Origin of the sequence: Lachnoclostridium phytofermentans ISDg, from assembly GCF_000018685.1 — a bacterium.
In the GTDB taxonomy this organism is placed as follows: Bacteria; Bacillota; Clostridia; order Lachnospirales; family Lachnospiraceae; genus Lachnoclostridium; species Lachnoclostridium phytofermentans.
Window position 1 is genome coordinate 4,040,961 of sequence record NC_010001.1, and the last position, 19,965, is coordinate 4,060,925.

Consider the following 19,965-nt stretch of genomic DNA (forward strand, 5'->3'; position numbering starts at 1 on the left):
ATATTATGGTGTCAATACGAATTAATATTTTTATTTTTTGTATTTTAATTGTACAAAAATGCTATCTTTTCTATCTCTGTCTGTATAAAATTAAATATTTTCAGAAAATTTATGCTAGGATCTTTTTATATTCTATTCTTCTAAATACTGAAATTTCTCATGATTTAAGTGATCCGATAATAATTTGTATATGGATAAATATGTAAGTTGTGTAATTAATAAACGACTTAATATAATTCTTTATCATTTTTTATTGACAAATACTACTTTATCCAGTACGATTGATTTTAAAATATTGTTCATTTTTGAACTATTTATTCTAACATTAATCTCCTATCAAGCGAGAAAGGAAAAAGGGAATTACTATGGAAAGTTTTCTTGTAAATTTTATAAAAATGGATAAACTCTATCTTCAAACTTGTCATGAAGTAGTATGTGATTATGATCTCACAAGAAATGAAGTAATATGTTTGTTATTTCTCCAGAATAACAAACCTCTTGATAGTGCAAAAGATATTGTACAATACCGTAAGATATCAAAAGGTCTTGTGGCTAAAAGTGTCGAATCCCTTATAGATTCTGGGTATTTAACTGTGATAAAAGATGCTTTGGACAGTCGTATCTTGCACCTTCATCCTACAAAAGAATGTGAACCCATTTTAATAAAGTTGGCCAAAGCTCGTGATGAATTCCATAATTATTTAATGGCTGGTATCAGTGAAGAAGATCAATTATTGTTAGATAAAATTAGTCAACAAATGATAACGAATCTAGAAGGGATGATTTCATGAACAAACAAATGAGTGCTGATTTAGGTAATGGAAAGATCGGTAAGCTTTTATTTCAACTATCCGTACCTGCAATCGCAGCACAGATTATTAACGTACTCTACAACATGGTTGACCGTGCTTATATCGGTCATATTCCAGACATAGGTACACAGGCGTTAACTGGAGTTGGAGTAACTATGCCAGTAATCATGGCTATCAGTGCCTTTGCAGCTTTAGTTGCTATGGGAAGTGCCCCTAGAGCAGGTATTATGCTAGGAAAAAAGGATCCAGAAAGTGCTGAGAAGATTCTTGGAAACTCTTTTTTCTCCTTAATTACCGTGTCAATTATACTAACCGCAGTCATTTTAATATTTGGAGAACCAATTTTAATGATTTTTGGGGCCAGCGAGAATACCATAGGATACGGACTTGACTACCTTAATATCTATGCACTCGGTACCATCTTCGTACAAATCACACTTGGTATGAACGCATTTATCTCGACTCAGGGCTTTGCAAAAACTAGTATGTATACGGTGGCTATTGGTGCCATTATTAACATCATCTTAGACCCTATCCTAATCTTTGGTTTTGATATGGGGGTAAAGGGTGCTGCATTAGCAACAATACTTTCCCAGGCCGTATCCTGTATCTGGGTAATTCGATTCTTAATATCGGACAAATCAGTACTTCGGATTAAAAAAGAAAATGTAAGATTTACTCCTAAGATTATGCTTCCATGTATTGCACTTGGACTTTCTCCTTTTATCATGCAGTTCACAGAGGCCGTAATTATTGTTTGTTTCAACTCAAGTTTATATAAGTATGGTGGTGATCTCGCAGTAGGAGCGATGACCATCTTAGCCAGTATCATGCAATTTTCAATGTTACCACTCCAAGGACTTACCCAAGGTGCCCAACCGATTATTTCTTATAACTTCGGAGCAGGTAATATTGACCGTATAAAAAAGACTTTTAAAATTTTGGTAACTTCCTGTTTGACTTACTCCACATTGCTTTGGGCAATTGCAATGTTTGTACCAAAGCTATTTATTATAATCTTTGCTAATTCACCAGAGCTTATTGATTATACAGTATGGGCAGTTCGTATCTATATGGCGACTTCTTGTATCTTTGGTATTCAAATAGCATGCCAGCAAACTTTTATAGCGATAGGAAATGCAAAGATTAGTATGTTCCTTGCTTTATTAAGAAAAGTGTTTTTACTCATTCCACTTATCTTCATATTACCAATCTTTATTGAAGATAAAGTATTTGCAGTTTTCCTAGCTGAGCCAATTGCTGACTTCATAGCTGTTTCGACTACAGCATCGATGTTTATTTACACCTTTAGGAAACTTGGTGTGAATAAGGAAAATGCTATAGATGCTGCGAAGTAAGAGTTCGGAACTTAAGGATCAAAACTCGCATTACCTCAATTTTTACAGAGATATCTAATTGCGGAATGAGAGCGCCTTATAATAATATAGCCTTATAAATTTAAATACATTTAAACGACTATGCTTCCCTTACGATTATTCTTTAGATTGTAAAACAAAGATCATAGGGAAGCATATTTAACATGTCAAGTGCTTATATCTTTCGTTGTCTTATATAAATCCACCGTGATATAAATTATCTTCCATCAACATCCCTTCCTTAGATTAGATTATCTTTCCGTTCCTTATATATTAATTTCATGTAAGTTATTAATACAGAGAATAAAATACCACCTACCGTATGATAGATGGTCTTTAAGCATTAATATATGACACTAGTTTCTTTATTACATCTGTATCTTTAGCCTTAATACACGCACCATAATTAATATCATATAGCAACAGAAATGGGCTTCCATTTAAGCTGCATTCATTACTAATACCACCGCTTTGTCTTTAAATCGCTTGTATTCGATTTAAAGACGGATGATATGTTATCATAATCCATAGTAATAAATGTTTGGGAATACTGTTTCTTTAAAATTTCCTACTTCTCATTATTAGTATACTTTATTAATTGTCTTGAGCCAGATATGCGGCCAATGACACCTAACTATTTAAGAAAGACTATGGGAAGGATACTTAAACGCAATAATATGTCACACATATCCCCTTATAATGCTCGACACAGTTTTGGAACAAACATGATGAAAAACGCTGTAAATCCAAAAAAGTATCTGAAGCAATGCGTCATTCAGCAGTTAAAACAACACTTGATAGATATTCTCACGTGGATGATGAAATGAAAAAAATACATTTGAGGATTACGCAAATGGCGTCATGTAATAAACTCATAGAAAAACTCATTGAGCACAGGCAAAAAAATAAGACTTCCAAAATGCTGAAAGTCTTGATTTTACTAGAAAGCTGTTAACGGGAATCGAACCCGTGACCTCCACCTTACCAAGGTGACGCTCTACCGACTGAGCCATAACAGCTTAACGTTTATTATTACGTCCGAATTGTATGATACCATATTTATAAGTAAAATGCAACATCTAAATGAAATAATTAGCTAAATTGTTTAAATTGTTTTAATATTATCCAAAATTTGTTGATTCTAAATTATTCCTTAACCTTTTCCTTGTAGGTCTTTTAATGCAGTATTAAGCTTACGTTTGATACGCTGCAAACCATTATCGATTGCTTTTGGTTCTTTCTTTAGCATCTGTGCAATCTTACTGTAGCTATTATCGTTCAGATATAGAGTCAGGATCTTCTTTTCAAAAGAACTTAACGAATCCATCAGTTTCGTTTCCAGCTGAGATGTATTTTCTCTGTCAATTAGCATCTCTTCTGGATTCATGCTTCTAGCATGAGCCAAATGAGCTACATATGAGATAGAATCAGCTCCCTCTACATCATTATTGTAATTCGAACTATCGATTGAGATATAGTTATTTAGTGGCTGATTCTTTTTCGTATTCGAATTCTTGATTGCGGTATACATTTGTCTGGATACGCATAAATCAGCAAAGGTAAGAAAGGAAGCCTCCTTATCTTTTTGGTAGTCACGAATGGCTTTGTATAAACCTATCATTCCCTCCTGGATTAGATCTTCCCTATCTCCTCCAATCAAATACAAGGCTTTCGCTTTCTTACGCACTAGATTCTTGTATTTGTCGATTAAATAATCCATCGCTAGGCGGTCATCCCCGCGAATGAGTGAAATGATTTCTTCATCACTAATCATCTCATACTGCTTCTTGGACATTGCTCCCCCTCCTTGTGGTAAAATATTCACATCTACATCGTTCTTACCTTGCCTTTATCCACTATTACTGCTTGTTTTGTTACTTCTATCCACTTTTCATGAGAACTATCCACAATTATACGAGACTAGCATACCATTTAAAACGGAGTAACTTTAAATTAAATATACAACTATTTTCTCAATTTTTAATGCTAAATATTGGGGCTTTTTTCGAGTTTGCTTTAATAATAGGTCTACAGCATAGGAAACCGCCTCTATAAATAGAACGGCGGTTTTCTTTTATCATCTTATCAATTTTCTGTTTAAATAAATTTATTCTTTTATTTCGCAAAACTTCTCTGTCTAACAATTTCATAAGTTAATACACCCATAGCAACAGATGCATTAAGAGAATCGATGTCTCCTACCATAGGAATCTTAGTTACAAAATCACATTTTTCCTTTACAAGTCGAGAAACACCCTCTCCTTCACTACCAATTACCAAGCCGATTGGTCCAGTTAGATTCTGACGGTACATCACTTCACCACTCATATCGGCACATACAAACCATAGGCCTTTTTGTTTTAATTCCTCCATGGTTGCTACAAGGTTGGTAACCTTAGCAACTGGTGTATAATTGATAGCTCCTGCGCTCACCTTAGCTACAGTAGCTGTAAGTCCTACTGCACGGCGCTTAGGAATAATGATACCATGTGCTCCCGCTTGGTTTGCAGTTCGAAGCATTGCACCTAAGTTATGGGGATCTTCAATTCCATCTAATATAATTAAGAATGGTGCTTCTCCCTTTGCTTTTGCAGCCTCTAACAAATCATCAACTTCCGCATATTCATAGGCAGCTGCGTAAGCAATAACCCCTTGATGTTTCCCTTCTTCAGACATCTGATCAAGACGTTCCTTCTTAACGAATGTAATGATGGTATCGTACTTCTTTGCTTCTCTTAAAATTGATTTAATCGGACCATCCTGACAGCCATCTAAAATAAATAATCGGTCTATTGTCTTTCCCGCACGAAATGCTTCTAATACAGCATTTCTACCTACCATTGTTAATTCTTCGTATCTCATTTAACCTCCATAAATATATGTGAGAATCTTTTTTACACAATCTTTAAGCATACCCCTATCGTTTTAAAACATCGCTGGTATGAAATGTATTTCTTCACATTTTTAACGTAATGCCTTTTTATTGTTACACGAACAATCTAGAAGACATCAAACAAGTAAATCGGTTTTAGTCAAACCTTCCTTAACCAAATAGAGAATTCGCTCCATCTGCTCCGTCATATACAGGTAACCTATCATAGCTTCAAATCCGGTTGCTATTCGATAATCAGTCACAGATGCATTCTTTGCCGTTGTGACAGACTTAGCATTTCTTCCTCGTTTGAATACACCAAGTTCCTCCTCGGTTAATATATCCTGTATTGCATGGAGGATTTCCTTCTGTGCAGTTGCTTTTACTAAGCTACTAGCTTTTTGATGCAGTTTATTTACCTGTGAATTACCCTTCTCTACTAGCATCGTACGAATGATTAAATCATAGATGCCATCCCCAATATATGCTAGGGTGAGTGGAGAATAGGTTTTAATATCAGTCTCTGGGAGTGCAAAGGTATCACGTACCCTAGCGATTAAGCTCTCTTCCATTTTACTCCTTCTCTGGTATCTTCTAAGATAATTCCCTTTTCAAGGAGAAGATTTCTAATCTCATCTGATTTCGCAAAGTCTTTTGCTTTTCTGGCACTTTGTCTATCCGCAATGAGTTGTTCGATTTCTTCGTCCAGAATTTCTGCTTTTTTCTCTGTTTCCAATCCAAGTATATCACAAAATGTCGTGATATTGGAAAGAACTTTTTGAATCATTTCTACACTGCTCTCTACTGTTACATACGTATTTGATAACTTTACCATCTCAAAGATAGAACTAATAGCATCCGCAGTATTAAAGTCATCATCCATCGCGTCTTCGAACTTTTTAATTAGTGCATCAAATTCCTTCAAAAGAGTGCTTTCAGACTCTGTTAATTCAGTTGAAAGCTCACCTTTCTCAGCTTTTACTTTCGCTAAGAAGTGAAGCTGTTCTACTGCGGTTTGGATACGCTCTAAACCATTTTTTGATGATTCTATAATATCACGGCTAAAATTAATCGGGCTTCGATAATTTACGCTTAATAGGAAGAAACGAAGTACAGCCGGTGCATACTCTGCGAAGATTTCACGTACAGTAAAGAAATTTCCTTCGGATTTTGACATCTTCTTATTATCAACGTTTAAAAACCCATTATGCATCCAATACTTTGCGAATTCTTTACCAGTGCAGCATTCAGTTTGAGCGATTTCATTCTCATGATGCGGGAAAATTAGGTCTTCACCGCCTGCATGAATATCAATCTGATCTCCAAGATATTTTTTACTCATAACAGAACACTCAATATGCCAGCCTGGTCTACCATCACACCAAGGCGCACTCCAAGCAGGCTCGCCAACTTTCTTTGGTTTCCAAAGAACGAAATCCATTGGATCATCTTTCTCATCTGCTACTGCAATTCGCGCGCCTGCCTCTAGATCGTCTATATTTTTCTTTGATAACTTACCATATTGCTTAAAACTTCTTGTCTTAAAGTAAACGGTTCCATTTTTTTCGTAAGCATGACCTTTCTCTATGAGTTCTTCAATCATGTCAATCATACCATCGATTTCTTCTGTTGCCTTTGGTCTGGTTGTTACCGGTAATACATTAAGAGCTTCAGTATCTTTTAAGTATTCCTTGATGTAACGTTCTGAGATTTCATGTGCAGAAACCCCTTCTTCGTTTGCTTTTTTAATTATTTTATCATCAACATCAGTAAAATTAGATACGAAATTAACATCATATCCTTTATACTCTAGATATCGTCTTACCGTATCGAATACGACTACTGGTCTTGCATTTCCTATGTGGATATAATTATAAACAGTCGGGCCGCATACATACATGCTAACTTTACCTTCCTGTAAGGGTATGAATTCTTCTTTAGCTTTTGTTAATGTGTTGTATATCTTCATACGTTTCTCCTTCTTATTTATTGTATATAAATTAGTATTACCAATTTTTTTATTGTTTTTGTTCTAGTGCTTCTATTCTTTGCTTCATATCTCTTAATTCGGAACAAAGACGTTCATTTTCTTTTTGTAATTGCTCACAATCATTACGAACTGGGTCTGGTAAATGTACTTGATCCATCTCTTCTCTTGGCACCTTTTGATTATTCCTCTTCACAACACGACCTGGAACACCAACAACAGTGGAATTCGGCGGTACCTCTGACAATACAACAGAACCTGCACCTATTTTCGAATTTTCACCAACCGTAAAAGAACCAAGTACCTTCGCTCCAGCACTTATCATTACATTATCTCCGATCGTTGGATGACGTTTTCCTTGTTCCTTGCCAGTTCCTCCAAGTGTAACTCCCTGATAAAGGGTAACATTATCACCTATAATTGCTGTCTCTCCAATTACTACGCCATGTCCGTGATCAATAAATAATCCCTTTCCTATCGTAGCACCAGGATGAATCTCTATCCCAGTTTTTCTAACGGTACGTTGTGAATACCATCTTGCTAAGAAATAATGTTTTCTAGTATATAACCAATGAGCAACACGGTGCCTTAATAATGCTTTAAAGGTTGGGTAAAGAAAAACTTCCCAATTTGACTTTATAGCAGCATCTCTCTCTCGTATTACTTTCATTTCTTCTTTCACATAACGGAAGAATCCCATAATATTACCCCCCTATGTTAACACTACCATCCCTGTTTTAGCAATAGAAATGCACTTTTCTAATTTAAAGGTAATCGAAACGCAATATCCTATAATTAAGAAAAAGTAATCTTCGCGGACTATTCCTTGTCATGAACAAAAAAAACTTCGTCTCTTAATCTAAGAGACGAAGTAATCCGCGGTTCCACTCAAATTCGCATAATAGCGAGCTCAAAACAGGTAACGGCTGTAACCGAGTTAAGCTACTCTCTTCGCCTAACCAGCTCACGGATGCACTTCGCTTATAAGAAATTCAAGAATGCTTTCAGCCGGTGACATTCCCTCTCTGTGATTTCAGAATAAGCTACTCTTTCCGATCAATGCTTTTCACATATTTTGTAATTATTCTATGAAAAGATTTTGCTTTTGTCAACCTAAATTTCAGATAAGACAAACCAAATTATCATTTATTCCTGCAACATCCCTGACAACCAGAACAGTTTTTTGTTTCTGTGGCTTCAGGATCATAAACATATGCAACACTATCTGTACCATCGTACGCATAGTTATCAACTGTATTTAACAAACAAATTGCCTGAGCGGAAATTCCATCCCCGCTACCAGTAAAGCCAAGTCCTTCTTCTGTAGTTGCCTTGACATTAACCTGTTTTTCTGAGATATGAAGAGTTTTTGCAATATTAGTAACCATTTGAGGAATGTACTGTGCCATCTTTGGTCGCTGTGCGATGATTGTAGCATCGATGTTCCCAATGATATAACATTCTTTCTCAACTAATTCTTTCACTTTTTCTAATAAAACTATACTTGAAACACCTTCATACTCTTTTGATGTATCTGGAAAATGCTTTCCTATATCTCCAAGCGCTGCAGCACCAAGGATGGCATCCATAATGGCATGAACTAAAACGTCTGCATCTGAATGACCTAACAAACCCTTTTCATAAGGTACCGTAACGCCTCCTATAATTAAATCGCGTCCTTCTACTAATTTATGAACATCATAACCCATTCCTATTCTCATAAGGATTCCTTTCTAACGCTTGCGCTATGTGTATCATAAAACATTTTGACTAAGAAAACAAGGGGCATTAGCAAACATATTTTCCTTCCATAAGTTTACCCATTAACCTAGTACGATATTCTGATGGATTAAGACCGGTGCTTCTACGGAATACCTTGGTAAAATAATTATTATCGGTGTATCCAACTCTAGCACCAATCTCCTTAATACTAATATTTTGTTTTAACATCAATTGCTTTGCTATTCTAATGCGATATTGTGTAAGATATACTGTAAAATTTACATGAAAACACTGCTTAAATAACCTACTAAAATAAGCTTCGGAATAACACATAGTCTTAGCTGCATCTTGAAGTGAGATGTCCTTCGAATAATTTTCCTGAATGTATCTCTGCATCTGAGCAGCTATTTGTGCGAAGTAAGTTCCTTGCTCCAAATCCTCCGCTTGTACTCTGCATTCTTCCACTCGGTCCATTTTCTCATCCTCTATTAACATTACATTGTACATTCCTAAATCTCCTTTCTTAGGCACTTACCGCAAGTATATACAGAATTCTAACTTCCTCATCTGCTCCCTATCACGATTCCTAAGTTTTCATTCGTTCTTGCATTTAATATATCTGGGGTCTCACACTGCCTTTTCCCCGAACATAAGCAGTATGATTTACTATATTTTATATGATAACATGAATTTCGTTAAGTTGGTGTTAAGATTCTCATTATCTCTACTAATTTACTAGGAATTGTGACAATTTTTATAAAATCCCTGTATGGAGTTACACCTTACAAAAGAATCTTCTATACTAATATACCATCCTGGCTCTATGTACAAAGTTCGTGCTCACATGAGAATCAATAAAATTATTTTATAATATATAAATTTAGTTTAATTAAAAAGGCCATTATTAAGTAGCACATAAGAATCTCTTCTTAATAGCATACCTAATAATGGCTGTCCCTTTGATAACCGCATTAATTGGCGTGGCATACGCTGTTCCACTCACAATCACAGCATATTTCTTTCCACCTTCCAGTGTTTTTCAGTTTTTCATCAATCAATCTTGAGTAATCACGAAACATAATCTGATCACCTTCTTGAATGCCACATTCACTTAAACATTCTATATCATATCGCTTTACTTTTTCATTCGTCTCACAACCATTCTTATTGTGAGGACAACAATCGCAAAGCAAATCCTCTTTAAGACTTATAACAATTGGTTCTTCTTCAATTCGTTCTATCACATTAATCATATTTTGAACGAATTCTTTGCTATAACTTTTCCTTCAAATTTTTTTATACACATACCATGATGAGCTCTTAATTGTATCATCTTTTTCCTCATTTCTAATAAGTTTCTTTAGAAATCATTCTGCATAGAAAGAGGATAATTTCATCTCTTCTAACAATGTAATTTTTAATGTAATGACTTCATTGCATGTTATTCTATCCCAGTTAATTGGTATGATAACATCACAAAACTTATCTTGATTCTCTAAAGTAATATCACCTAGTTTTACCTCGGAACTCGCTACATCACTTTGCTTAATGTATGAAACTATCAGACTTCCTTCACCCACACATTGAACGGTAGAATGAAATTTAATTGGCTTTTCTTCTATTCTAACATCTCGGTAAAGAAGTATCGCTGCTTCAGTTTTATTCTTAACAACAACCGCAGTATCACCTAAGCTTCCACGGTGTAGGTACGAATTCCTGCAGTCGTCATAATGATCCGCTAAAATCTTTTTCCTAAGATTTCGAGATCCCACTTTCACTCCAGGAATGAAAGCTGTTTCGCGTAGTCTAATGTCCTCAGAAGATGCCCCAACTAAGATTGTATACTCAGATTCTTCTAATATCATACCACCATTTACTACATCATAATAGGTTAAATCACTGGTAGAAATTATAAATTCTATCTCCCTCTTCTCTCCAGGTAAGATATTCTTTACTCTCTCAAAAGCTTTTAGCTGCAAACGAGGTCTAACAGTTCTTGAGACTTCCTGCCTCACATAAACCTGCACCACTTCATCACTAATTCTATTTCCTGTATTTGCAATAGTTACTTTAATTAATAGATTAGTAAAATCCTCTAATTGCACTGTAAGCTTTTGATATTGCATAGTTGTATAGGTAAGACCATGTCCAAATGGGTATAACACCTCTTTGTTAAAATACTGGTAAGTTCGGTTACCGCGAATAATATCATAATCCTCTATCGGTGGTAAATCCTTCGTATCGAGATACCAAGTCATTGGCAACCTACCCGATGGTGATACATCACCAAATAACACAGCAGCAATCGCATTACCAAGTTCTTGACTTCCAGATGTAGTCGTTATAATTGCCGGAATATGTTCCTTTTCCCAGCGTATTGCATATGGATAATTTGTTATAAGTACAAGAATTACCTTAGGATTTACTTTATGTACTTGCTTTATTAATCTTTCTTGATATGGCGGTAGATCTAAATCATTCCGATCAATTTCTTCTTTACTGTTAATAACAGGATTACAACCCATTACTAGAATAGCATAATCACTATTCTTTGTATATTCTTTCGCTTCTTCGATACCATCGGATACAAGTTCAAGATCCAATGTAACTTTTTCTTCCTTAGAAAATGAAAGCTTTCCTTCCTTATTAATCGCTACATAATCATCCTTCCAAGTATCTATTGTTACGGATATTTCCTGTCTTTTTTGTTCACTTAGAATTTCAAATATAGTTTGAAAACTTTTTTCGCCTAAATTACCCACAAGATGGAAATCAAATGCTTCTTTTACAAACCATTCAAATACTTCCGTCTTAGTTGCAGTAATAAGTCCTTCTTCCTCATCTGCTGACAGGTATTTCCCTTGACTAGTCGCTATGGTCAGATTTCCGTTACCCCAGTCTGTGATAGTAAATGTCTCTGCTAATTCTTTACTCCCTAGTGTGACAAAACCTTCCTCTGTTACACAAAGATATTTCTCTTGATATCGAATTCTAACGCGAGGTAATCCATCCACCACCTTAGAATTCGTAAGATTCTTACGAGTCCCTTTGTTGTACTCTTTGATACCTTGTAATGGTGTTACGGAATATGGTGGTATCCCACTATACCAATCTTTATACCAAACATCGGATAATGGACCGATCACACAAAAGGATGAATTTTCTTTAGTAAGTGGCAATATCTGTCCTTCATTCTTTAATAATACCATGGCTTTTGTTGCAGCTTCTAGCGTTAAAGATTTATTCTCTTCACTATTAATATATTTTTCGGTTATATGTGCATATGGGTTTTGTCCTATCGCATCAAAATAACCAAGACGGATTCTGGTTGAAAATGAATTACAAATCGAGGTATCCAAATCTGCCTCTGTAATCAACCCGGCTTGATAAGCTTCTTTGGCTGCTTGTTTAACCACTTCACGATTATCAGTGAAACAATCAATACCTGCTTTTAACCCATAGGCAATGGTTTCTGCATGGGAGCCAAAATATTTATGATCACTAACTGTTTGCATCATGTCACCACCATCACATACAACATGCCCACGAAGCCCCCACTGTTCTTTTACAATGTTTTTTACTTCATTATTTACAATACAAGGGACTCCATTAATTTCGTTGTATGCCGTCATAATAGCTTCGGCTTTCCCCTCTGTAATTGCACGTTTGAAAGGTTCTAAATAATACTCATGTTTATTTCTAGGGTCGATAGAAGAGGATGAAAAAATTCTATCCTTTTCTGTATTATTAGCGTAGAAATGCTTTAAGGTCGCACCGCAACGAATATAAAACGGATCAACTCCACGCATACCTTGAATATATGCAGAAGCCATCTTCCCTGTAAGATAGGGGTCCTCCCCATAAGCTTCTTCTGTTCGTCCCCAACGTGGATCACGTTCCATGTCTATCGTTGGCGCCCAACGGCACAAACCTCCATTTTTGTGACGTTGATATAAAACTCTAGCTTCATTACCAACTGTTACGCCAATCTTAGTTAAAAGTGTCGTATCCCAAGTAGAGCTCATTCCAATCGGTTGCGGAAATATTGTCGTTGGTTCCGGCTCTCCTTTATTAAATGACTGGTCGTGTCTTGCTTCTATACCATGCGCAGCCTCTCCTCCATGAAAGGTACTTTGTATTCCAAGGCGTTCAATCGTCGGACATCCTGTCCCTAGAAACTCAAATTTTTCTTCCAATGTCAGGTTTTCAACGAGATAATCTAACCTTTTCTTAAGAGGTAAACTATTATCCCATAATGGTGTTTCAAGATATGATGCATTACCCATAAGCCCATCTCCTTTCCTAATTTCATTATACGAAGATGGGCTCTTTTAGCAATGTAGTATATATTTTATCTTGTCTATGATTCATGTCATATCTTTTCTTACTATATGCTATGGATTTACCTTAGCTACTCACTTTTGTTAATATCTTTCCGTCGTTGCTCTAAAACAATTCTTTGAATACTTTTCTCCGAGAGATAGAATTCCGCTGCAAGAATCCTATAATTCTTCCCCTGTGAATATCGCTTGTAAATAGCAACATTTCTTTGTTCCAGTTCCAATCTAGTATTGGTTTTCGCACCCCAGGGACTCTTATTTTCCTCTTTCTTAGGTATATAAATGGATGTACCATCAATATAATCTTGTATTTGTTCAATTAATTCATAAGGCAATATATTTTCAGCCTTTACATAGCTCATAGTTGCTCCTCCTAAAATGTTTCTACCTAGGATTAGCAAGCGCTATTGGCCAAAGAATCTGAACGCAATAGCTCTTGCTATGCGTTAGTTATTAGTTTTCTCATATATACCTCCATTTTTTCGAAAGTTCTTGATTAGTTCTTGATTGTATTAACACCTTCTGTCGTATCTTAACAACCTTATTACTCTATAATACCATACACTTATTTAAGAATGAACTTTTAACCGAAACCAACTATTTTTATCTTATTAGAGATAATATTCCTTCTGGTGATTGATTTGCTTGGGTTAACGATTCGTAAAATTTGATAGCATATTATGCTGAATAATCATAACTATGAATTCCCCCTACATACGTTGACATAATTCTCCATAATAATATCATTATAGTCCATATGACCTAAGTACGCAACAATATTTGTAAATATAAAAGCTATTAATCCTAATGATAATTACCAATAACAAAATCGCTTAGTACTCTGCTTTCTATTGAAAAAGGAGATGTATTGAATAATTCAAACAGGACTAAGTCCCTTCTGAAAGAATCAATAATACATCTCCTTTTTTATACAGCTGATTTCATTCATGCTAAATAAGAAAAGCTTATAATTTGTTGTATACCTGTATAGGCTGGTTATAAATCTCTAATTATGAGCTTCTATAACCATACCAATTCCTTATCAAATCACGGGTATTCATTCGTCTATTAATGCATGAATATTATATTACCCTAAAATTAGTGTTTCACAATACGATAATAAGTTCTGGCAGTAAGTCCATAAACAACAGCATAGAATATAATAAATACTCCTAAAGTCACTAATGTACAAGTTGCAAATAGAGTAACATTGAATAAACCTAAAACTGCCAATAGCTTTGTAATTACGTTAAATGCAAAAGCAATATGGATAGCAGCAGCTACGATCGGAAGGAAAAATACCGTTAACACCTGACTGTGAATCGTCTTTTTTACTTCCTCTTGACTCATACCAACTTTTTGCATAATTTCAAATCGTTCTCTATCGTCATTTCCTTCTGAAATCTGTTTATAATACATGATCAGTACGGTTGCCATTAAGAACAGTGTTCCTAAAAAGATACCAAGGAAAAAGAGACCGCCATAGACAAAGAAGAATTCATCTCTTACGTTTTCTACACTTTGTACATAAAATTTTTGATATAATTCTACATTATCTTGAGTTCTTAATTCTTGAATATTTTCATATAGCTCCAATTGCTTTTCTCTTGGTGCATCAAGATCAAATCCGTAATAATATTGGATTTTTCTATTGAAATCTTCTCCTATATCACTTAATTCTTTACTGATTTTTTCTAAGGAATCTGTATCAGGCAAGATGATATAATAGGTATCGATCATCTCCGGTGAATAAAAGAAATCATTTTGGGACACTTCTGATATTTCTTTAATATGATAACTTTCTTTCCCAAATGTTATCGTGTCCTCAGATAATTTACTTTTCATATACTTAACAAATACTTCATCTGATTCTAGTGTTTTTGTTTCTCCAAGTATCTTATTATAATCTGAAAGTGGTATCATATAAAGAAGTATTCCATCCTTATAGTAACCAGTGTCACTCTTTAGAAACTGGTTTCCCTGTTTCTTTGCCAATTGACTCACAAAACGATAAGAAATCATATCTTTTTGCTCTACTTGCTGGCTATTAGTAATCCCTGCTATCACTTTTTCAATTTCTTTTCCCTCTTCCTCACTAATATCACGTCCAGATATTTGAATGTTTTTTGGGAACATATTTTTTAGAGAGTCATCAAATCCAATATAAAGAGATACAGTAGAGGATATCATAACAAGAACCATAGTACTTAAGATACAAATATTTGCTAAACCGACTGCATTTTGTTTCATACGGTATATCATACCAGATACTGAGATAAAATGATTCGCTTTGTAATAATATCTCTTATTTTTACGAAGCATTTTTAGAACAGCGATACTACCTGCGGTAAATACACAGTAAGTTCCTATAATAACTAAGATTACTGCGATAAAAAATAATCCTATGGCATCCAAAGGCGATGTTGTTGTTACGGAAATATAATAACCGCCAGATAAACAAGCTAAACCAATCAACGTAAGAAGCCACTTTGTTTTCGGTTCTTTCTCCCCTACTTGTTTTCCACGTAGTAATTCAATTGGATTTGCCAGATGAATTTGTCGTAAATTATTTAGTAAAAGTAATAAGAAAATAACAACAAATAAAATCAATGTAGTTACTACAGCAAACTCAGAGATTTCAAATCCAAAAGCTATCTCGAAATTTAGCATCTTACCAAGCGCTAAGACCATTAACTTACTAAGTAAAATGCCGAATGATAATCCTAAAGTTAGGCTGATTATTGCAACATAAAGATTTTCAAATGCCAACACCTTGGCAATGTGCTTCTTCTCCATTCCCAATATGTTATAAAGACCGATTTCTTTTTTTCTTCGCTTAATTAAAAAACTATTCGTATAAAAAAGAAAAATAACTGCAAAAATTCCGATTACTATCGTTCCTAGACCTAAAATTACGGTAAGCGATCCCCCACCTGACATAGTACTTAGAGCAGAATTATTTGCCAAAAAACACATCATGTAAAACATCATTATCGTTATCAAACAAGTAAGAATGTATGGCACATAATTTTTAGCGTTTTTACGAATGTTCGTTGCAGCAAGTTTTGCATATAAAGAACTATTCATGTATGTCACCCCCGCGAGCAGATCCAGTTGCTATCATAGTTAGTGTGTCAGATATTTTAGCAAACATATCTTCTTTTGACATACCAGCACGGTATAGTTGATGATACACTTCACCATCCTTGATAAAAAGTACTCTTTTTGCATGGCTAGCAGCCTTTGTACTATGGGTTACCATTAAAATAGTCTGACCTTCGTCATTGAGATCTGAGAATACCTTTAGTAAACTATCGGTAGCTCTAGAATCAAGTGCACCTGTTGGCTCGTCCGCAAGAATTAAGCGTGGATTTGTTATCAATGCTCTTGCAACTGCAGCTCTTTGTTTCTGTCCTCCGGATACTTCATAAGGGAATTTATTTAACAAATCTGAGATACCTAATCTTGCAGCAATCTTTTGAAGTCTTTCTTTCATTTCATCATACTGCTTACCAGATAAAACTAATGGTAAAAAGATATTATCTTGTAGGGAAAATGTATCAAGTAAATTAAAATCCTGAAATACGAACCCTAAATTATTACGTCGAAATGCTGATATCTCAGACTCTTTTATTGTGTTAAGGCTCTTACCATCTAACAGCACTTCTCCACTGCTTGGCTTATCAAGAGAAGCTAAGATGTTTAGTAATGTTGTTTTTCCAGAGCCAGACTCACCCATAATGGCAACGTATTCTCCTTGCTCCACCGAAAATGAGACATTCGATAAGGCTTGAACCTGATTTCCACCAAATCGTGTGGTATATATTTTCTTTAAATTTTTAACTTCTAATAATGACATATCTATCCTCCTAAATAATTTTCTACCTCGAATATGGTGTTAGTATAACAAAGAAAGAGAATGCGTAGCCATCGCTTTGGCTTACATTCTCCTGTTCAAACTTACATTATTGTAAGATATTAAAGAAAAGTGCGCTTGTAAATCTTTTCTTTAAAAAAAGTATACTCTGCTAACTCTTTTAGTATAAAAGCACGCTTCTCGAATTTTTCTTTGTGAAAAGGCACACTCCAACCTTTTTTTGCAACAAAGCGCTTTGCGAACTTTTCCATGCCATGATTATTCTAGTTATTCCACGGTTAATTCTTTCGTAGCCAAGCCTATATACACCTTAGTTCCTATCGAAACTTCGGAGGTTATCGTCAGGGTGTGCGATAACTTATTTAAGATACGTTTGCAAAGATATAAACCGATTCCAGTAGATTTTTTATCTGCTCTACCATTATATCCAGTGTAACCTTTCTCACATACTCTTGGCAAATCCTCAGGGCTAATACCAATACCGGTATCTTCTATTACTAAGGTATCTTCAAGTTCTGCATCTAAATAAATTGAGATACTACCTGAATTCGTGTATTTTAATGCATTTGATATTAACTGTTCTATCGCAAAGACGAGCCATTTTTCATCTGTTAATACAATTTTTTGAATTTCTTCATAATGTAATGTAATCTTCTTTCTGATAAAAGACTTTGCATGCTTTTTTATAGCTTGTTTTACAATATCATCAAGGTCATACCGTGATAATAGCATATCTCCTGACATACTCTCTACACGCAGGTATTGGAGTACCATTCCTACATATTGCTCTATTTTAAATAATTGATCTTGTAATTCCTCTGACATTGACATTTCTTCACTCTGTAATAACAAACGCATTGCTGCAATTGGTGTCTTAATCTGATGTACCCACATGGTATAATAGTCTATCATGTCTGATAATTTTACATCTACATCAGATAACATCTTTGTATACCTTTCACTTAATATGCGGATAATTTCTTGATAATCTTCCTCTATCTTATCCTGTGGTTGCGGAAATTCTAGTTCTGATAGGGTGATTGTCTGCTTTAACCATTGAAGTTTTTGCTGCCTCTTATAATAGATATAAAAACGTATTATACCAAATAAACTAACTGCTACAATGGATAATGCAGTGGCATACAAAACCGCTTCGACTGGAAGATTATATAGACTGAATACGATAAGAAATAGTACTATCGTTATCCCTGCGGACACAATAATTGATATATGTCTTTTTATATAAGAAACTAAGAGCTTAAATACTATGTTAATACTCTGTTTCTTATTCTTCCTTATGTTCTTCCTTATGTTCTCCATCTCTACTCCTAACTATTTCTACATTACCATGTACCCAACACCTTTTTTTGTAGTGATATAATTTTCTAATCCTGCATCATCTAGCTTTTTTCGAAGTCTATTCACATTGACCGTCAAAGTATTATCATCAACAAAGCTATCATTTTCCCATAAACGTTCCATAATCGCTTCTCTTGTAATAGCACGTCCGATATTCTCCATTAAGATTTGCATAATACGGAACTCATTTTTTGTTAACTCTACCTTTTCATGTCCACAAATCATAGACATATCACTTAGATTTAAAATTGCTCCATTATGTTCAATCGCATTTAATTGTCCTTGAAAGGAATAAGTTCTGCGTAGGATTGCCTGAACTTTTGCAGTCAGTACATTAAGGTCTACAGGCTTTGCTATAAAGTCATCGCCACCCATATTCATCGCCATCACTATATTCATATTATCTGCGGCGGATGACAAAAACACCACAGGTACTTTCGATACTCGTCTTATCTCACTACACCAATGAAAACCATTATAATAAGGCAGATAAACATCCAATAAAACCAGATGAGGTTCGAATTTAATTACCTGTTCTGTTACATTCTGAAAATCGGTAATATATTCTGTTTCATAACCCCATTTGCACAGATGATCTTTAATTGCCTTTGCAATGGTCATGTCGTCTTCTATCATTAAGATTTTATACATAGTTTTCCTCATTTCTACGCTGCTTTTGTCTTTCTTGCAAAAATGCGTATGCTTGCAAATGTGGTACTGCTATAAACAAGTGGTAAAATTTCTTTTTATTTTTCACTTACCTCCTGTTATACTATTCGCCACCTCTTGAGACTGAAATAACAGCTAGATAATCTTTCAACTCTTTTCTACTTACCTTCATATAATTCAGATAGTGATCTGCTAATTGTTCTCTGGCCTTTAATAATTCCTCCACTCCAGGCATATTTTGCGGAATCGGTGAATATTGCATTAGATATAGACTCCTAGCAATATCATATTCTCTAGGACCTTTACAACAGTTCATAAAGTCAATGACAGATACCTTATCCCCTTCTATAAAAATATTGCCCGGATGATAATCTCCATGGCATAGATTCTCTCCATCTTTTAATGTTGTAAGCAAGTGAAGCATCTCTTCACCCTGTTTTCTAGCTTCCATATCCCCTGAAAGGACAACGCGCTGTAGATTGTTTTGCAAGAATTCTTTATAATCCATAAATTCATTTGCTTTATTCTCATTAATTCTATTTTGTAGCTGTGCTATTTTTTGAGCACAGACTTTCATATCTCCAGTCGTCATCAGCCAATCGAACATAGAAATTCCATTCACTTTATCATATAGAATACCATATTGCTCTGAGACCGCAACAATATCATACACCATTGGTTTTTCAAAGTTCATCAGATTCAATCTCTTTGCATTCTCATACTCTTTTTTAACAGAATTGATTGGATATCCTTGATGAAATAATTTTAATACCTTTCCATCTTCCCATTCATAAACGTTAGCGGTATTTCCTTGCCCAATCATTTTGTATTCCATGACAAATGACTCCCCCATTTTGCTATTCTTATAACGTTTTTATTTCTAATCCATAATTTATTCTAGCATTTTCCCCCTCATTCGTAAAGAATGAGATTCATTCGTAAAGAATGAGT

The 19,965-nt window shown here is 34.9% G+C and carries 16 protein-coding genes, 1 tRNA gene, 1 pseudogene and 1 other annotated feature; of the genes and pseudogenes, 2 read left to right on the top strand and 16 right to left on the bottom strand.

Annotation, left to right across the window (positions count from 1 at the left end; translation table 11 throughout):
- Window positions 1–365 precede the first annotated feature (365 nt).
- The gene (locus CPHY_RS17185) at window positions 366–791 is read left to right on the top strand and encodes a MarR family winged helix-turn-helix transcriptional regulator (protein WP_012201321.1); all 426 of its coding nucleotides are present in this window, start codon (window positions 366–368) and stop codon (window positions 789–791) included.
- The gene (locus CPHY_RS17190) at window positions 788–2,170 is read left to right on the top strand and encodes an MATE family efflux transporter (RefSeq protein WP_012201322.1); all 1,383 of its coding nucleotides are present in this window, start codon (window positions 788–790) and stop codon (window positions 2,168–2,170) included. The genes CPHY_RS17185 and CPHY_RS17190 overlap by 4 nt, the downstream gene beginning before the upstream one ends.
- Before the next feature lie 964 nt (window positions 2,171–3,134).
- Here CPHY_RS17190 and CPHY_RS17195 read toward each other — a convergent pair.
- From CPHY_RS17195 to CPHY_RS17270, 16 genes and pseudogenes are all read right to left on the bottom strand, one after another.
- Window positions 3,135–3,207 (bottom strand) — tRNA-Thr (locus tag CPHY_RS17195).
- Between the two features lie 134 nt (window positions 3,208–3,341).
- Window positions 3,342–3,983: an RNA polymerase sporulation sigma factor SigH gene (gene sigH, locus CPHY_RS17200; protein ID WP_012201323.1), complete on the bottom strand. Its 642-nt coding sequence runs from the start codon at window positions 3,981–3,983 to the stop codon at window positions 3,342–3,344.
- A gap of 320 nt (window positions 3,984–4,303) precedes the next feature.
- Window positions 4,304–5,050, bottom strand: coding sequence for a 23S rRNA (guanosine(2251)-2'-O)-methyltransferase RlmB (gene rlmB / locus CPHY_RS17205; protein ID WP_012201324.1), 747 nt, complete (start codon window positions 5,048–5,050; stop codon window positions 4,304–4,306).
- Between the two features lie 147 nt (window positions 5,051–5,197).
- A complete protein-coding gene (locus CPHY_RS17210) occupies window positions 5,198–5,632 on the bottom strand; it encodes a Mini-ribonuclease 3 (RefSeq protein ID WP_012201325.1) in 435 nt (144 codons plus the stop codon).
- A complete protein-coding gene (gene cysS, locus CPHY_RS17215; protein ID WP_012201326.1) occupies window positions 5,617–7,029 on the bottom strand; it encodes a cysteine--tRNA ligase in 1,413 nt (470 codons plus the stop codon). Before cysS ends, CPHY_RS17210 begins: the two co-directional genes overlap by 16 nt.
- A 49-nt stretch (window positions 7,030–7,078) precedes the next feature.
- Window positions 7,079–7,747 (bottom strand): serine O-acetyltransferase EpsC, encoded by a 669-nt coding sequence (gene epsC, locus CPHY_RS17220; RefSeq protein WP_012201327.1) that lies wholly within the window; start codon window positions 7,745–7,747, stop codon window positions 7,079–7,081.
- A 159-nt stretch (window positions 7,748–7,906) separates the two neighbouring features.
- Window positions 7,907–8,116: a binding site (T-box leader), on the bottom strand.
- 73 nt (window positions 8,117–8,189) lie between these two features.
- Window positions 8,190–8,768: a 2-C-methyl-D-erythritol 2,4-cyclodiphosphate synthase gene (gene ispF / locus CPHY_RS17225; protein WP_012201328.1), complete on the bottom strand. Its 579-nt coding sequence runs from the start codon at window positions 8,766–8,768 to the stop codon at window positions 8,190–8,192.
- Window positions 8,769–8,835: 67 nt separating this feature from the next.
- Window positions 8,836–9,276: a helix-turn-helix domain-containing protein gene (locus CPHY_RS17230; RefSeq protein ID WP_012201329.1), complete on the bottom strand. Its 441-nt coding sequence runs from the start codon at window positions 9,274–9,276 to the stop codon at window positions 8,836–8,838.
- A gap of 464 nt (window positions 9,277–9,740) precedes the next feature.
- Window positions 9,741–10,034, bottom strand: a pseudogene (locus CPHY_RS17235) (DUF1284 domain-containing protein); the annotation flags it as partial.
- Window positions 10,035–10,136: 102 nt separating this feature from the next.
- Complete coding sequence (locus CPHY_RS17240) at window positions 10,137–13,055, bottom strand: glycoside hydrolase family 3 C-terminal domain-containing protein (protein WP_012201331.1); 2,919 nt, start codon at window positions 13,053–13,055, stop codon at window positions 10,137–10,139.
- A gap of 125 nt (window positions 13,056–13,180) precedes the next feature.
- Entirely contained in the window at window positions 13,181–13,471 is a 291-nt protein-coding gene (locus CPHY_RS17245; protein WP_012201332.1) for a CD3324 family protein, read from the bottom strand.
- Window positions 13,472–14,207: 736 nt separating this feature from the next.
- Window positions 14,208–16,196 (bottom strand): ABC transporter permease, encoded by a 1,989-nt coding sequence (locus CPHY_RS17250; RefSeq protein WP_012201333.1) that lies wholly within the window; start codon window positions 16,194–16,196, stop codon window positions 14,208–14,210.
- Entirely contained in the window at window positions 16,189–16,968 is a 780-nt protein-coding gene (locus CPHY_RS17255; protein ID WP_012201334.1) for an ABC transporter ATP-binding protein, read from the bottom strand. Before CPHY_RS17255 ends, CPHY_RS17250 begins: the two co-directional genes overlap by 8 nt.
- 285 nt (window positions 16,969–17,253) lie before the next feature.
- Window positions 17,254–18,306: a sensor histidine kinase gene (locus tag CPHY_RS17260; protein ID WP_012201335.1), complete on the bottom strand. Its 1,053-nt coding sequence runs from the start codon at window positions 18,304–18,306 to the stop codon at window positions 17,254–17,256.
- Between the two features lie 18 nt (window positions 18,307–18,324).
- The gene (locus CPHY_RS17265; protein WP_012201336.1) at window positions 18,325–18,996 is read right to left on the bottom strand and encodes a response regulator transcription factor; all 672 of its coding nucleotides are present in this window, start codon (window positions 18,994–18,996) and stop codon (window positions 18,325–18,327) included.
- 121 nt (window positions 18,997–19,117) lie between these two features.
- Complete coding sequence (locus tag CPHY_RS17270; RefSeq protein WP_012201337.1) at window positions 19,118–19,849, bottom strand: aminoglycoside phosphotransferase family protein; 732 nt, start codon at window positions 19,847–19,849, stop codon at window positions 19,118–19,120.
- Between the last annotated feature and the right edge of the window lie 116 nt (window positions 19,850–19,965).

Bases quoted from the DNA above. Each gene is read 5' to 3' on its own strand.
- CPHY_RS17185 (WP_012201321.1), top strand. From the start codon at position 366: ATGGAAAGTTTTCTTGTAAATTTTATAAAAATGGATAAACTCTATCTT.
- CPHY_RS17190 (WP_012201322.1), top strand. From the start codon at position 788: ATGAACAAACAAATGAGTGCTGATTTAGGTAATGGAAAGATCGGTAAG.
- sigH (WP_012201323.1), bottom strand. From the start codon at position 3,983: ATGTCCAAGAAGCAGTATGAGATGATTAGTGATGAAGAAATCATTTCA.
- rlmB (WP_012201324.1), bottom strand. From the start codon at position 5,050: ATGAGATACGAAGAATTAACAATGGTAGGTAGAAATGCTGTATTAGAA.
- CPHY_RS17210 (WP_012201325.1), bottom strand. From the start codon at position 5,632: ATGGAAGAGAGCTTAATCGCTAGGGTACGTGATACCTTTGCACTCCCA.
- cysS (WP_012201326.1), bottom strand. From the start codon at position 7,029: ATGAAGATATACAACACATTAACAAAAGCTAAAGAAGAATTCATACCC.
- epsC (WP_012201327.1), bottom strand. From the start codon at position 7,747: ATGGGATTCTTCCGTTATGTGAAAGAAGAAATGAAAGTAATACGAGAG.
- ispF (WP_012201328.1), bottom strand. From the start codon at position 8,768: ATGAGAATAGGAATGGGTTATGATGTTCATAAATTAGTAGAAGGACGC.
- CPHY_RS17230 (WP_012201329.1), bottom strand. From the start codon at position 9,276: ATGTACAATGTAATGTTAATAGAGGATGAGAAAATGGACCGAGTGGAA.
- CPHY_RS17240 (WP_012201331.1), bottom strand. From the start codon at position 13,055: ATGGGTAATGCATCATATCTTGAAACACCATTATGGGATAATAGTTTA.
- CPHY_RS17245 (WP_012201332.1), bottom strand. From the start codon at position 13,471: ATGAGCTATGTAAAGGCTGAAAATATATTGCCTTATGAATTAATTGAA.
- CPHY_RS17250 (WP_012201333.1), bottom strand. From the start codon at position 16,196: ATGAATAGTTCTTTATATGCAAAACTTGCTGCAACGAACATTCGTAAA.
- CPHY_RS17255 (WP_012201334.1), bottom strand. From the start codon at position 16,968: ATGTCATTATTAGAAGTTAAAAATTTAAAGAAAATATATACCACACGA.
- CPHY_RS17260 (WP_012201335.1), bottom strand. From the start codon at position 18,306: ATGGAGAACATAAGGAAGAACATAAGGAAGAATAAGAAACAGAGTATT.
- CPHY_RS17265 (WP_012201336.1), bottom strand. From the start codon at position 18,996: ATGTATAAAATCTTAATGATAGAAGACGACATGACCATTGCAAAGGCA.
- CPHY_RS17270 (WP_012201337.1), bottom strand. From the start codon at position 19,849: ATGGAATACAAAATGATTGGGCAAGGAAATACCGCTAACGTTTATGAA.